This is a genomic window from Actinoallomurus acanthiterrae, from assembly GCF_054775715.1.
Map to the genome: position 1 here is coordinate 9826459 of NZ_BAAHCO010000001.1, position 15616 is coordinate 9842074.

Below are 15616 nucleotides of genomic sequence, written 5' to 3' on the forward strand. Positions count from 1 at the left end.
TGTTCACGGTGCTCTCCAACCGGTAGCGTCCTGGCGTCACAAGGTGGTGGTCAGCTTCTTGTGATCCTCTCGTCTCCCCAGACAGAGGACCAGGCGGTCGCGGATCTTCCAGCTTTCCTCAGTCGGGTTGATGTACGTGAGGCTCACGGGATGCCTCCCCGCATCCTGTTTCGGCAGACCCGTACGGCGACAGCCCTCGTCGCTCTTTCGCTTGACCTTGCCGAGGCCCGGCCACGCGCCGTCCGGCAGGCTGAACGTCGAGAAGACTTCAAACTGATGCGGCTCGAAGCAGCTGATGACGGTCACGGAGTACATCGTCGCCCCCGGTGGCTGATCGAAACAGTCACCCTTACCCAAGTCGTCCACATCCCGCCAGGAGGCGTACGTCGTCGTCAACTTCGCGCCGTCCTTCCGCTCGATCGAGCACACCACATGCCGAACCCCGTGCCGCCATGCGGTGGTGTTCGGGTAGGCGAAGTGAATCGCGAGTGCGACACCGTCAGGCTGATGGCTCGGCGCCTTCGCCATGCGCTTCCTGCACTCGGCGTCCGCCTGCGCCTTGACCGCGCCGTCCCCCGGCCAGGTATGGCCGGAGGCATCGAACACCGCGCCAACCTGACCGTCATGCGGCTCGCCACATGACCGAGCGACACTGGTCTTGATCAGCTTCTGCCCGTGCGGCTGGTCGTAACACTGCCCGACCGACAGAGTCAGCGCCGCCGGCGTATCGTCCGGCCCGTCTGCGTGATCGGGCGCGGTCGCGTCGAAGCCCCAGGCGATGACGGCCAGCGCCACGAGGTTCATGAACAGGGCGTAGAACAGCAGCCCGGCCCCACGATCCGTACTACGGCGAATCTTCTGGAACGCCACTACGACGAAGACCAGAGACACCGGGATCAGCCCGACGGTGGCGAACACCGCCGCCGCGACCACCGCCCGACTCCGGCCCTGCCCGGGAAGCCGAACCGGCTCAAACGAGGGAGAGGTTGTATTCACAGATTCCGCTATCTAATTTATTGGCACGAACTTCGAGCCGTCGACCCGATGCACAAAGCAAGCCTTACACGCGACAGCCGAAAGACGTAACAACAAGGAACTTCTTCGATCTCAGCCCCTCAGAAGCTACTCCGAGTCGCACACTTGCCGATTCACCAAGAAGAACTGAAGTTTCTCGAAGAGCACGGTAACCGCCTCGCCGATTTCGCAATGCAAGGCCTTGCCCAGAAATCATTCGTTTTCTCCGGGTAAGCGATTCTTATTACGAGCATCCGCCACGCGAGACTCGCACTAAGATTCGCCCCCGCAGCTAGCCACTCGCGAAACCCTTCGAGAAATTTCCACTCGGTCGCGGCATCTACGCCGGTCATCGATCTTGTCCCCACACACAATTCGACTAGCTGAACGAACAACGAGCCGGGGCACTGTCAGGTCAGCGAGTCGATACACAGTAGCCAAACGCGATCTTGCAACATCCCGAAAGTCCTAGGAGGATACCAGTAGCGCATCAATAAATGGTTGTGGCGGACAATACCTGTGCTCCAGAATATAATGGATGATGAGAGTTGGCGCCACAAAAGAGGTGCCGTTCGGCGATGCGACATGGATCTCTCCGGTCCCCAGCCAGGCAATTTCTCCGGTTGAAGATTCTACCTTGACCGGAGACTCCACCTCACAGAACTCGCAATAATGAAGTCCACGCATAACATTCTTTGGGTTCTGCGCTAGATGAATTAGTTTTTCGATTACATCGACAGGAGTCGCGGACTGCGGGAACTCGCATCCAGCCCCTAGCCATCCCACATTTAGCATCCCCGATGTCCGCCGCTTCGATATACCGGTTCCGTGCTCAGATAGGTATCTGTATGGAGAAAGATCCGGGTATGTAGTCATCCCACCTCTACCTAACTTCCGTACATGCAGCCCAGTGACAGTCTCCCATTCGAGGCTTGAGGAGATCGCTTAGAGATGTCGGAACATCGACCGTCTGCGACTCTCGCAGAATGGTCAATCCCACAGGAGCTTTGAGCGTATAGTTGGGCACCTCATCCCCCGGCCCGTATACTGTCACAGGCGCCCTACCTGTACCTCGCTCGATACCCAGGCCTACCACGTCCGGAATCGTCTTACCGTGTTCAGCGTAGACGATCAGCCTGGTGCCCGACGGGACCACCGTGGCACCTGAGCCATATCTGTATTCTCCACGCCCGGCGAAGACAATCGCGCGGTCGGGACGACCTCCTTCGAGAACCCGTCCTGCTGCGCCATGGCCGGCTCTAGCGCGTGCACTCGGCGATGTCGCCGCGCTAGGACCAGTTGTGTCATCCGTGGCGGCCTTTGCTCCGGCCGACGCCTCGCCGCCCGCAGCGTCCTCCTCACCACGAGCCACAGCGGAGGCCACCTTGCCGAGGGCACCTTTGACCTTGGAGGCGGCCTTAGCGATGGCGTTGGTGGCGACACGGCCCCCGGCAGTGGTGGCCAGTTTTCCGAGGATCGCGCCGCCGGCCTTACCAGCTCCCCAACTGGCAACAGCGGTCAGTGCGCCGACAGCCTCGGCTTTAACCGCTCCACCCAGGGTCTGCTGATCAGGTGGAGTGGATACCACGTAGCCGGCGTAATTGCCCGCCATGCCGCCGACGACCAGACAGCCGAGACTGCCTGCACCACCTGTTGCGGCTTCGCACCCTACAGTGACGACGACCGTGACCGTGACATTGATGATCGTCGCCTTGTGCTTGTTCCAGAAGTTCCGGGCACCACACAGCCAGCTGCAGTGATGCTGAGTCGGAGCCGGAGGCGAAGACTGTGGCCCACCCGAGTGGTCACTGGAATCGTTGTTACCCCCGCCGGTAGTGCTGGGGTAACACTCGCCTTGGGTCTGGCAGGTGGGAATGTGCAGCCCGCTCGGGTCGCTGTGGGTGGTGGGGTCGTTGTCGGCGTAGGCGTAGCCGTTCCACGACTGTGGATCGGATTGGTCGAACACCGGGTCCACGGACAGGAACCGGCCCGTGTTCGTGTCGTACTCTCGCGCGCCGAGCTGCGTCAGTCCGCCGAGGGCCGTGTCGATCGTGCCGCCGACGAACCCGCGAGTACCCGGCCAGACCGTGGGCTGGTCGCCGCGAATCTGCCCGAACGGGGTAAAGCGACGGCGCGTGACCGTCTGAGTGGCGTCGTCGCTCACCGAGACGTCGCTCGTGCCGTGCGGGTCCGAGACCAGCCAGGTCAGCGACGCGGTGGTGCGTGCGGCGATCGTCTGGCCGCCGAAGGAGTAGTACCGCGTGCAGTCCGCCGCCTTGGCGCCGGTGGCGAGCCGTACCTCCTCACCCGCGAGGTAGAGGGTGCTGGCGTCCGGCGCGTGCTGGATCAGGCGGTTGCCGTCGGCGTCGTACACGAAGGACGTCGTCTGTCCGCCCTTGTCGACGCTGGACAGGTGGCCTTCGAGATCCCAGGTGAAGTCCTGCTCGGGTTGCTGCTGCGGACCTGTCGAGCCGATCTGGCGGGTCTTGGTGTTCCCGTCGTCGTCGTAGGTGAACGAGTCGGTCTGGCCGTCGCGCGCCCCGCCGGTCGTGGTGACCGAGGAGAGGCTGTGCGGATGGGGTTGGTCGGCGGCGGGATAGGTGTAGGTCTGCGTGACGTCTTTGGCGGTGGCGCCTGTGACGTCGTGGTCGACCGAGCTCGTCCGGTCGCCGACCGCGTCGTAGCGGAACGACTGCCAGTACGGCGCGGCACCGCCGATGACGGACGAGGCGTTGTCCTTGGTCGGCTCGGCGGCGCAGTCGTCCGTGGCCGTCCACGCCTCGTTCAGTCGCTGCAGATGGTCGTAGGAGAAGCACTGGACATCGGGCGTCTGCCCGGTCGGCGTGTCCGCGATCTTCGTGACCTTGCCCGCGTCGTCGTACTTGTAGTTGACGTTGTCGACGGGGGTCGGTGCGGTCTCCTTCTCGTCGGTCGTCTGCATCAGGCGGTTGGTGCCGTCGTCGATGGTGTTCGTGCGCAGCAGGCGTTTGCTGCTCCCACCGGTCCACATCATCTGCTGGATGAGCTGGCCGATCTTGTCGTACGTGGAGCCGGTTACGTAGGTCGACAAGCCCTGGAGGGTCTTGACGTCACCGAGCTCGTCGTAGCCGTAGGTCAGCGTCTCCGTCGGCAGCCCGCCGGCACGCGGGATCGTCGTCCGGTACAGCGTGCCGTCGAGGTTGTACTCCGTTGTGGTGCTGTACGTCCCGGTGAGCTTGCCCTCGACGGAGGGAATGGTCACCGAGGTGGTCTTGGGCCGGTAGGCGTCGTCGTAGGAGCCGACGGCGTTGACGTAGTCGGCGGTGCTGCCGTCGCTCTGCTTGACGTGCCGGGTCGAGGAGGCGGGCTGGCCGAGGTCGGGCTTGCCCGTCGTCGCGTCGACCGCGGTGTCATAAGCCCATTCGGCGAGCTTGAAGCCGTTGGTGTCGTTCTCGTACTCGGCGGTCTTGCGGGCCAAATCGTCGTAGGTGAAGAACAGCTTGTGGTGGCGGGCGTCGGTGACCGTCTCGACCAGGTCCCGGTTGTTGTACGTGAAGGTCGTGGTGCCCTTGTCCGGGTCATCGACCTGGCTCTGACGCCCGACGAGGTCGTAGTGGTACGTCCAGGTGCTTCCGGCGGCGTCCTTGACGGTGCCGAGGCGACCGGCAGTGTCGTACGTGTAGTGGACCGCGTCGTGATCGCCGGTGGCGTCGTCGCCCTTGTACTGGTCGGCCTCGACCGTACGGCCCTGAGCGTCGGTGATCGTCGTCGTGGGCGTTCCACCGTTGGGTGGGATGACGCTGATCCGCTCGCCGTCGTACTCGGTGGTCGTGCGCCACTTCTCGTTGGCGTGCGCGCGGAGGATCTGCGCGGTCGGCCATTCCATGCCGTTGTACGTCGTCAGCGTCTGGCTGGGGACGTCCGCGGAGCTCTTGGGGGTGTACAGCGTCGTCCCGGGGTCGTCCTCGTTGTAGTAGTCGCTGTCCGTCGCGGTGACGAGGCCGCGGCTGTCGTAGAACGTGTCGGTGAGGACGCGTCCGCCGCCCGGTGCGGGTCCCTGTGACTGCCGCTTTCGCAGTAGGCCGTCGTACAGGGCGTAGCCGGTGGTGTAGCTCGTTCCGTCATTGCGGAGTGTGCTGGTGGAGACCGCCGTCGCGCCGTTCGTTCGGATCAGATAGTCGAATTTCAGGCTCGGCGTCAGGTTGCTCGCTCTTCCGGGCAGCCATACGGAGATCAACCGGCCGAGCCCGTCGTACTTCAGATTGGTGGTCTTGTTGTTCTGGTCGACGGCCTGGGTCGACAGTCCCCACGACGGGTCGACGGTGGTGGTGTCGACGTGTTTGAGCGCGTTCGTGACGGTCGTCTTGGTGACCAGGCCGGTCGTCGGCGTGTAGGCGGTGACCGTCTTCTTGCCCGCCGGGTCGGTCGCGGTCAGCGGACGCCCGTAGTCGTCGAACGTGCTGGTTCCGGTCGTCGAATAGTGCGGACCGGAGGTGCCGCCGACGTCCCAGCCGTCGAGCCGCTCGGCCTTGGTGACGTTGCCCTTGGTCGGCGCCTCGTTCCAGGACTTCCCGTCGTTGGACTTGCGAACGTCGGAGATGACGTCGTCAGGGCGCTTCGTCGCGGCGTCACAGGCCTTGGAGACCGCCTCCACCCGTGACGGGTAGGACATCAGCCACTTGGAAGCGTCCCGGGCATAGGTGGTCCGGGTGCAGCTCTCGTCTCCGGTCTTGGCGACGTCACCGAGGTCGCTCTGGGTCGTGACCATTCCCTGGTCGTCGTACGTGGTGTCGGTCTCGGTACGGCGCCAACTGCCGTCGCTCATCTTCTTGCGCTCGTGTACGGCACCGACCTCGACGATGTCGGAGGTCGTCGTCCCCCACGAACGGACCCGCTTTCCGGTCTGCTTCGACCACGGGTCGTTGATGGTGCCGGTCAGCGCGTCGGAGCCGTCATAGTGGATCTCCTCCCGCTGGAGGCCCTCGAACTGATCCGAGTCGGGGGTGTCTCCCTCGGAGTCGGTGACCTTGGCCTTGCGGGCCGATCCGTCGGACTGCTTGTCGCCGTCCATGCCCTGGAAGTAGGTGAAGGTGGACTTGGACTGCGGCCCCGACGCGTCACCGTGGACGATGGTCGCATGCGCGAACCCGCGGAACTGTGACCAGGTCTTGTACTTCTCCTTGGTGAGGCCGTCATCGTCGTCGTAGTGCCACGCCGGGTCGCTGTACGAGTAGGTGGTCACGTCGTCGGGGGCGCCACCCGTCAGGTCGCGTTCGGCGACCTGTTGGACGACGTACTTGTGGAACCAGTCCCGTTTCGGAGTCGTGTTGCCTTCGGGCGTCCAGTACTGCGGGAAACAACGCTTGGCGTTGGAATCGGGACTGGGCGTGTGGCCGGCGGTGCAGTCCTGGGGGGCGTAGGTGATCGACGTCTGCCCACCGGTCTCGTTGCTGATCGCGTCCACCCGCCACTTGGTCAGCGGCGGAAGACCTTCGGTGGTGTCCACCCGGTTGTCCAGCTGGATGCCGTCGAAGACGACGTCCGGCATCGTGACCGCTGTACCGACATTGCCCTGGTGAGTGATTGAATGCAGCCACAGTGCGGGAGCGGTGCCGTCGCCCGGTGCCTGCATCTGCTGATGGAGGGTCCAGGTGTCGACGTCCTTGTAGTCCGAGCCGGACAGGATCTGCGTGGTCACCCACGTCAGCCGTTTCCGTGACCAGAAGGTCGGCGCATAGTTGTCGTTGCACGCGTCGCCGGAGTTGCAGTTCTGGTCGAACGGAACGTCGGGCCAGTACTTCGCGTTGTCCTTGGTGAACTTCGACTCCGCGCAGTCGAAGCCGGACGTTGGAATGCACCGCTCATCGGTGTGGAACGTCACGCGTGCCGGCGCCGAAGCGGAGAAGATGGAGTCGGCACGTACGGCGTAGTCGATGCGCTTGAGGTAGCCGCCGCGGATGTACTTCGTGACCGTACCGTTCGGCTTCCCGTCGGTCAGCTGAGTGACGTATCGCCGGTAGTAGTTGGGCTCTTGGGTGTACCAGAACGTGCTCGCCGTACCGTGCGGATCGACGACGTAGTCGAGGTTCCAGCGCCACGCCTGGTCGCAGAAGGAGTCCTCGGCCGTCGACTTGTGGCACGGGTCGCTGGAGTCGTCGCCGTAGACCGGCACCGTGAAAGTCGAGTTGGTCTCGTCCTTGCCCTTCTCCCAGCCGGGCAGGCGGTTCATTCCGAAGTAGTACTGCGTCCCGTCCGTGGTCGTGACGCGCCAATACTCGCCGTCGTTGTCGCCGTTGACGGCACCGGTGAATTTCTCGACCTTCGAACCGTCGTCGTTCTTCGGCTGCCAGGCTCCAGTCGCGTCGTCGCGGATCAGTTCGGTGGACTGCCCGTTGAGCGACAGGGTGGCGTTGTCGTAGCCCCAGCACTCGTCGTTGTGCTTAGGACTCGCACCGTCGTCGGCGCACGAGTGATATCGGCGCTCGATATAGCCGGGCGAATAGTCGAAGCCTTCACCGGCCCACGACGTCTGGTTGTTGGTCTCGACGGTCTTGCCGTCGATGGCCTGCGAGGAGTACGACAGCGCGACCTGCGGCGTTGGCCCACCTGGGGACGGCGGCAGCCGCAGCGGGTAGGACCAGGAGAATCCACCGGTCTGGTTGCTGACGCTCCAGGTCGACGACGGTGACAGCGACGTCGCCGTGTAGTCGCCTGCCGAGCCGGACGGGGCAGCCGTGGCCGCGAGGACCACTGCGGGAGCTGCCGTTTGCCCTGCGGCCGGCGCCGGGGTGTCGACATCGGCTGTCAGCGTGCCGGCCTTGACGTCATTGGCGGTCTTCAGTTCCGTACGCAGCTGGCAGGCGGGCTGATCGGGCGTCGTCAGTGCGCAGTCGGGCAGTTTCACCAGCCGCAGGCGAGAGGCCCAGTCGCCGCCGAAGGCGTAGCGGAACGCCGAGTAGTCGACGCGAACGGCCACCCGCGCGGGCGTGTTCTGCCCGTCCCGCCGGGCAAGCCGTAGTGCCAGCCCGTTGATGTGCGCCCGCGTCGTGGTGTTCTGGTCGATGACCTCGACGGCCATCTGATCCGGCGTGGACGGCTGTTTCGCTGTGTTGTTCTTTGCAGCACCAGCCGGTCCGACCCACACCGGTAGCCGTCCGGCCCGCGTCTGGCGCGGTACCGCCGCAGCGGTCGTCCGGTGGTTCGCAGAGCCGACGAGATCTGCGGTCGCGACGCCCGGCTTCGGCCATGCGACCGACGGGGGCGCTTTCAGGGCATGCGCAGATGCGCGATTCGGTCCGGCCGCCCTGGCTTTCACCGCATGCCCGGGCACCGAATGCTGCGTCTGCGCCTTCCGGTGGCGCCAAGTCGGCGAAGTCGCCGCTCCGACCGGCGACGAGGCCAGCAGCGATGCAAGGACCGCCAACACCATGGCGACGGCGATCCGAGGGACCGACCTCCCCCACCGGTGCGACTGGAACACGCCCCGCCAGGACCTGGACACCGTAGACCTCCGAACAAGCGCTAGAGCAAGAGAAGAGACAAGGGGCGGTCGTATCGACCGGTGGTCGGAAAGGACGGGTCAGCCGCTCGCAGTGGGAGAAATGCCGCGGTGGAGGGCGTCAACCTGATCTTTGGTCAACGTGCCGGTATACGCACGGACGTCGTCGATACCATCGGGCCAGGGGTCGACATTGAGCCCCTTGTACCAGTCACCGCCGATGATCAGTTTCCCGCCGGCATTCCAAGCGCCGCTGTAGTCCGCTGACCCCGCGAAGTACCCGTTGACATACAGAATCAGCTTGTGATCGACCGCGTCGTAGACGCCGATCAGATGGGTCCAAACACCTTCGTCCGACGCGTCGAGCGGCTCAAGTGACTGAGCATGCGTCCAGACGGTGCTATCCGCGTCCGGGCTCACGGCGGAGAACGACCAGTGCGGCACCTGGACACCGTTCTCGGTGAACATGCGGTACCCGAGGAAGAAACCACTCATCCTCGAACCGGCCTGACTGACGGCGGTCGCGGTCTGCGTCGGAAGAGACCCATCGGCGGTGTCGGGCACGCGCACCCACGCGGAGATCGCGTAGCTTGAGTCGGTTCGCAGGACCGGTCCGGACGTTGTCGCTCTGGAAGTGGCCGTACCACCGAGGACGAGGGCGTTACCGTCGGCACCATCGGTGTCCCAGGTCGTTCCCGTTCCGAGTGTGAGCGGGTGTCCGCTGCCCGAGGCATCGGCCGTTCCGGTGGCGCTATCCAGCTTCCACCATCCTGAGAGGGACGGCTGGTTCGCCAGATCGTGGATCTCTGGATCCCACCCGGAATCGTCGCCCAGGTCGCTGACCACGCGGTCCCAGATCTTGATGTCATCGATGTCGCCGGCGAAGTAGTCCCGGAAACCGCCTTGATACTTGACGCGGCCGACCTCCAGGGGGCCGCCGGCGTCCCATGCGGACGTCACGGTGGGGGCCGCCTGCTGCAACGTCCCGTTGACGTAGAGGCGGAGTTGCTTCTTCCCTCCCGGAGCTCCCGTGTCATACACGCCGGCGAGGTGGGTCCACGTGCCGACCGTGGGCGGGTCGTCGGACGTCGCGCGGGCAAAGTCGGTGTCGTTGGCCTCGCTCAGGTGCTTGTTGAACACCCACCGGTTGAGGTCATGGGAGTAGTAGAGCTGGAAGCCGCTGTTGACACTGCCAGCCTGAGCGACGACCGTCGCCGTATGACTACTGTCGGTGAGTCGTACCCACGCTGAGACGGTGAAGCCGGCATCGGTATGCGTCACCGGGCCGCTCGTCTCCCCGTAGTTGGTGGAGCCGTTGAGGTGACCACCGCCGCCGATCCGCCCGCTGCCCCACGTCGCTCCACCGGTCCACGTGATCGTGTGGCCGCCGGACGCGGAGTCGGCAGCCGTGTTGCCTGAGCCGTCATCCAGCGCCCAGTGGCCGACCGGAGCCCCGGAGGCCGACAGAAATTTCACGTAGAAGTCATACTCGGCATACCTTTTGCCGACGTTACCGGCCGCGTCGACCGGATAGACGAAGAGTTTGTTCACCCACTCGTGTTTCGGGGTGATCTGAACGGGTGTCGACGCCGGCACCGTTGCGGCGGTTGCTTGGTCGGCGGAGTCGAGTGCGTACTTGTACGCCGTGATGCCGGTCTCGGCGCTGCCGGGTGAGAAGGTGAACGTTCCAGTACGTCCGACTCCGCCGTGCCAGTCGGCCGGATCTGTGGGATCGTCATCCGGATAGTCCGTCGAGGTGATCTGTGGGACCTGATCGGGGCCCGTAGAGTCGACGCCGATCTCACACCAGGAACTCCAGGCACTGTTGTCCGTGCCGTCCCAAGCCCACACGTGCCAGCGATAGACCTCTCCGTCTTTGAAGGAGGTCGCGGGAACATCGACGGAGACCGTACTCGGCGAACCGCTTGGAATGAAGGAGCTGTAGAGGCGCGAACCGACCATTTCCCATGTTTTGTTGGTCGTGTTGTAGTGGTTCACCTCGTACTCGGCCCGAACCTGATCGTCCGAGTCGTGGGACTTGATGTCCTTGTCCGGGTCGTACAGTTGAGTCTTGAGCGTAAGTTTCTTGGCGGGATTGTTGTTCGGGTTGATGACCGGACGCTTGGGGCCTTGCGTACATTCCGTACCCGGGTTGGTCGCCTGCCCGTATGGGGTCTTCGGGACCGTGTTGTACTTGATCACGAGATGCGGATTCGAACTGAAGCCCTTCCAGCCCCACTCACTGCTGTTGGTGTCATCACGATCTTTCAACCCGAGCGTCGTATTCGGCAGACCCTTCCTTGCCGCCGTCACGACAGCCGAGGTCACATTGAATTCGTCATCGTCATCCGGACAAGACGAGTCGTGGCCCGCGTCCTTCGCGACGCTGTCGAGTGGGCTGCCCCACGACGGCTGGCGGTTCCACGTCGTGTAACCGTGAATGCCGCCGGTGAAGTAGATCTCGGTGGCGCTGGGCGTCTTGGTGCAGCCGTACGAGTACGTCTGCTCGATACGGAACGTCGCTTTGAGGATGTGCTTCCCGTTGACGTTGTCCGAGTCCATCCGGAAGAACGATCTCTTGATGCCATGGGCTCCGGTGTCCGGATCGGTGTAGGCCCCCACCTCCGGCCTGTGGCCGGAGTCCCAGTAGTTTTCCGTTGAATGGGCCTGGTCGACCATGACCCAGTGCTGCTTGCTTCCCGACCACTCCGGGGTCGGATCGCTCAGGGCGATCACCACGGGAAAACGGGTGTCGGAGGCTTCCAGCATCTTCTGGTCGGGAACCACTGCCATGGTTCCGGTGCCGACCTCCAGCGGCAGCACGCTCTCGTGCGCCCGTTCGGCGGGACCGGCCTTCGTCGTAGAATCCCGCATCCGCGCCGGTGGTAGATGGGAGACGGATCCGCCGTTCGCCGCGGTCGCGTCGATACCACCCGACGCGTTGCCGCGGAAGGAGAGGCCGCTGCCTTGCAACCCGAACGTGAGGCGCCTCAGTGCCGGGTCGGCGGCCGCCTTCCGACTCTTGATGACGATCTCTTGGGATACGTTCAGCGCGGAGACCGTGAGCCGTAGATCCACGCCGGGGCGCACTGCGTAGGTCGCCGTGTTCCCGGAGAGCGTGGGTTTGGGCAGCCTTCCGGGCCAGGTGAGCGCTATGGAGCGTCCGCGGTCGGCGCTCTGGAGCAGCGGCGCCCGACCTCCGGCGGAGAGTCGGATCCGGAGCGGAACGGCTTTGGGCATGACCGTTCCGTCATTGGCCGCTCGCAGGGTCGGGTCGACGGGCTGCCATGTGCCGTCAGGTCCCTTCACCCAGCGCGGCAGCAATGACTCGTCCGAACTGAACGTGCCGTCCGGCTGGGCCATGACCTGGCGGGTCTCGGTGCGCTCAGGGAGGACCTCGACCGGCGAGTCGTTCTCCTTCGCCTTGTGCACCGCGGCCGCTTCAGCGCGTTCGATGGACAAGGCTTGCTGCGCGTGACGCGGCACCGGCCGGCTCGATGCTCCGACGGCGGCGAGGCTCGGCGTGCCCAGGTTCACCGCGATCGACGCCGAAAGCGTGACGACGGCGGCACCTGCGGAGACCACGCCCGGAGAACGCCGTTTCCGCCCACCACTAATACCGCGCACACCAGGCAACTTGGCCCCTCACAAGGAGTCAGAGTGAGCAAAACGATCAGAACGTAACGTCCCTCCTGCAAGTTCCCTAGAGTCGCATGAGTGATCTAGATCACCTACTTTGCGGGTAAATGCCCCGCTTCGTTCCTTAATTTGCGGTGACCAGGGCAGGTCACTCATCGCAACGAGAGGAGCACGAATCTCGTTTTGATATCGCAGCGGACAATTGCCGCAGCGCCGTCTAACCTCTGCTGCTTGTGCGAAGAACGATGTTGAGCCTGGCGGCCGTGGGACTCACCGTCATCGGTGCTGCCACGGCGGTCCAGGCCGCTCCCCTCTCCCCTCAGCGATCAGCGGCTCGCCCGCTGCGCCTCGTAGATCTTCCCCAGCGCTTCTTCATCGCCCATCGGAACGCCGGAGCGTTTCTCGCCCCGGAGAACACCGAGCAGGCCCTCAAGGCCGGCGTCGCCGATCCGGACGCCGATCTCCTGGAGTTCGACATCCAGGTGCTCAAGGACGGTGTCGGCGGGGTCATGCACGACCCGACCGTCGACCGGATCACCTCTGCCACCGGGAAGGTCGCCGACTACGACAGTGCGGACTTCCAGAAGCTGGTCATCGACTCACCGTCCTGGTTCGGCGGCAAGGCCGCCCCGACGCACCCGATGCTGTTCGAGCAGGTGCTGGACGAGTTCGCGGGTAAGAAGCTGCTACTCGCCCATCCGAAGGACAGCGCGGCGATGAGGCTGGTCGTCGCCACGATCACTGCGCGCGGCCTCACCGACAAGGTGATGATCCAGACGTTCTCCCGCTCCGACGCCGTCCTGGCCGAAGAGGCGGGCATCACCACGCAGGTGATCGTGGGCGGTGCTCAGCAGGCCACGATCGACACACCGGAAGCGATCAAGGCGGACGGTCTCAAGCGGGTCTCCGTGTGGTCCGCGCTGCCCGACAGCCTGATCTCCTCCTACGTCCACGCGGGGTTGATCGTGACGTGTTACGACGTCAACCGCCAGTATCGCCGGGACCAGCTCTACCAGCTCGGCGTACGGGGAATCGACACCAACGACCCGCCGTACGTGCGTGGTGACGTCGCACGCTACCGCCGTACCCGCGACTCGTTCGGCACGCAGAACTGGTGGTACGGGCAGATCAGCCAGTCGCAGTTCCCCGAGGGCCTCGGGGCGCGGCAGCGCGGCCGGTTCGCCGCGCCCAACTGGTGGCGCGTCGACGCCGGCGACTATCCCCTCCTGGCTCTGCAGGGCTGGGCGGTCCTGCCCAGGTCGTACACGCTCCGCATGAACATGCGGTGGGACGCTCTCGGCAAGGACAAGACCCGCTGGGGCGGGACGTACTTCTCCGCGATCCGGGACTCGGCGTTCAGCAGCGCCGACTCGTCGCTGAACGGCGGCTACCTGGCCGTTCTGCGCGGTGACGGCACCCTGATCCTCTATCGGAAGGACGCCGGGCACACGACGCAGCTGAAGAGCGTCAAGACGCCGGCGCTGAAGAAGGGCACCGTCGCGAAGCTGCGCGTCACGGTGTCGAAGTCGTCGATCACCGTGACCCGGTATGACGGCGCCGACAAGTCGGTCACCGTCAAGGATGCGCGTTACCGCGGCAGGTATCTGTACCTGGGCCGCTACGCGAACCCCGGTCACCAAGGCCCCGGTCTCTCCTTCGGCGGCGTCGTCGTTCAGTAGGCCTGGCCCCGCACGTCCGGATCGTCGAGTCGCGGATCATCGCCGTATCGCGAGGCGATGATCGCGCCGGCTCGACAGGCGGCCCTCACTTCGTGACGGGGACCAGCTCGGTGTCCGGAGTGACGAGGCGGTCGGCGGGCTTCGGGCGGCGCCGGTTCCAGGGCATGGCGAGCACGAGCAGCGGGATGATCGCGACCGAGCTCATCGCCCACCAGCTGTGGTTCTCCCACCATCCGGTGTCGTCGAACTGCGTCAGGTAGATGTACCCGATGCCCGCCCAGACGGCGCCCAGGGTCATGGCGGGCCGGCTCCAGCGGGTCGGCCGCGCGCAGAGGAACGGGACGAACCACAGCAGGTACTGCGCGCCCATCCGCGGCGTGACGATCATGAAGGCCAAGAGGATCGCGGAGGTCTGGTCGATGCGGTCCGCCCGCCACCACAGCCATATGACGAGGGCGATGGTGGAGTAGAGGATCAGCTGGCCGACCTTGGCGGCCATCGGCGCGAGGGTCCAGTTGCCGTGCGTCATCAGGGCGGTCCAGCCCCACTCGCCGACGATGGGGCGTACCTCGCCGAGGTAGCGGGCGACGTTGAGCATGTCGGCCCACGAGGAGCTGACGACCAGGGGCAGCGTCGCCAGGAAGAAGACGGGGACGGCGCCGGCCGCGACCAGCCCGTACAGCCGCTGCCGCCAGTTCGGCAGCATCGCGAGGACCACCGGAAGCAGGATGATCGGCCAGCTCTTCGCCGACAGCGCGAATCCGAACAGGGCGCCCGCCCACGCTCCGTTCAGGCCGGTCCCGCCGTTCTCGGCGCCGGTCCGCGCCGAGCGCGCGAGGAGATAGGCGGCGACGAGGAAGACCAGGGAGATCGGCTCGACCTGGGCGTGGATGACCGCGACCATCAGGGCGATCGGGTTGCAGGCGTACTGGAACCGTGCCGCCGCACCGTGTTTACGCCCGGCGAGGCGACCGACCAGGACGATCACCACGACGTCCGCGATGATGGTGCAGAGCCGCCCGGCGATTTCCCACGGCAGGCCCGTGGCCAGTGCGAGGGCGTAGAAGTACGGGATCATCGGCAGGAAGTGCCACGATCCCTGGCTCGCCAGGACGGGGTCCTGGTGGTGCAGGATCGCCTGACCGGCGGCCCTGAAGCCCTCGTTGAAGTCGACCGGCTGCCAGGAGTCGGTGGACGCCGAGATCAGCAGGGTCAGCCGCAGTCCGATGCCCACGCCGAGGGCGGTGCGCAGCGAAGGTCGCCAGTCGCGCCACTGCGCTACCGCGGCCAGAAGAAGGCCCGCGACCAGGACAAATGCTGTGAATTCCGGATGGTCCATTGCTAGCCAAGACTCTCACATACCGACGCCGTTACCACGCTCGGCCCAGGGACTCACAGCGAACTCTCAGGTTCCCTTGACCTTCACAGCCCCGGCCCTCACGCCGGTGAAGGAACAGCACGCCACACCCCGCCGGGAAGGTCGCTCATCCGGACCGCGGCAGGCGGCCTGAGGAGTACCGGCCGTCGGCCGCGGCGAGACCGCTCGGCCGCGGCCGCCTCAACGGTACCGCCGGCCCCCGTGGTCGATGTGCCCGACCGGACGGACCGCGCGGCGCAAGGTTCCCGACGAAGAGGCCTCGTTTCGCCGCTGCCGCAACCGGCTCGCCGCTGCCGCGACCGGCGGCCGGCCGCTCGCGGGCAGCGTCGTCGACGAGGGACTTGACCAGGGCCTTGACTTCGCGGCCCCATCCGCGCACGTCCAGCTCGGATACCGAGTAGTATGCGCCTGCTTACGGGTTGACCGATT

General features: G+C 65.2%; 6 protein-coding genes. 1 reads left to right on the forward strand and 5 read right to left on the reverse strand.

Translation table 11 applies throughout. The features are described from left to right. Window positions 1–36: 36 nt before the first annotated feature. From ACYVF7_RS46305 to ACYVF7_RS46320, 4 genes are all read right to left on the reverse strand, one after another. Window positions 37–933, reverse strand: coding sequence for a septum formation family protein (locus tag ACYVF7_RS46305; protein ID WP_460352403.1), 897 nt, complete (start codon window positions 931–933; stop codon window positions 37–39). 549 nt (window positions 934–1482) lie between these two features. Next, on the reverse strand, window positions 1483–1890 hold the full coding sequence (locus ACYVF7_RS46310) for a DUF7919 family protein (protein WP_460352405.1): 408 nt from the start codon (window positions 1888–1890) through the stop codon (window positions 1483–1485). 7 nt (window positions 1891–1897) lie between these two features. Next, window positions 1898–8071, reverse strand: coding sequence for an RHS repeat domain-containing protein (locus ACYVF7_RS46315; RefSeq protein WP_460352406.1), 6174 nt, complete (start codon window positions 8069–8071; stop codon window positions 1898–1900). A gap of 501 nt (window positions 8072–8572) precedes the next feature. Further along, entirely contained in the window at window positions 8573–12076 is a 3504-nt protein-coding gene (locus ACYVF7_RS46320; RefSeq protein ID WP_460352408.1) for a LamG-like jellyroll fold domain-containing protein, read from the reverse strand. Between the two features lie 317 nt (window positions 12077–12393). Between ACYVF7_RS46320 and ACYVF7_RS46325 the strand changes: the two genes are divergently transcribed. Further along, window positions 12394–13809 (forward strand): glycerophosphodiester phosphodiesterase, encoded by a 1416-nt coding sequence (locus tag ACYVF7_RS46325; protein WP_460352409.1) that lies wholly within the window; start codon window positions 12394–12396, stop codon window positions 13807–13809. Between the two features lie 85 nt (window positions 13810–13894). Here the strand turns inward: ACYVF7_RS46325 and ACYVF7_RS46330 are convergent, their stop codons facing one another. Beyond that, window positions 13895–15148 (reverse strand): hypothetical protein, encoded by a 1254-nt coding sequence (locus ACYVF7_RS46330; RefSeq protein WP_460352411.1) that lies wholly within the window; start codon window positions 15146–15148, stop codon window positions 13895–13897. Window positions 15149–15616: the final 468 nt, after the last annotated feature.

What these genes read in the sequence shown, in the direction of transcription:
- ACYVF7_RS46310 (WP_460352405.1), bottom strand. Translation starts at nt 1,890, where the DNA reads ATGACTACATACCCGGATCTTTCTCCATACAGATACCTATCTGAGCAC.
- ACYVF7_RS46315 (WP_460352406.1), bottom strand. Translation starts at nt 8,071, where the DNA reads ATGGCCGTCGAGGTCATCGACCAGAACACCACGACGCGGGCGCACATC.
- ACYVF7_RS46330 (WP_460352411.1), bottom strand. Translation starts at nt 15,148, where the DNA reads ATGGACCATCCGGAATTCACAGCATTTGTCCTGGTCGCGGGCCTTCTT.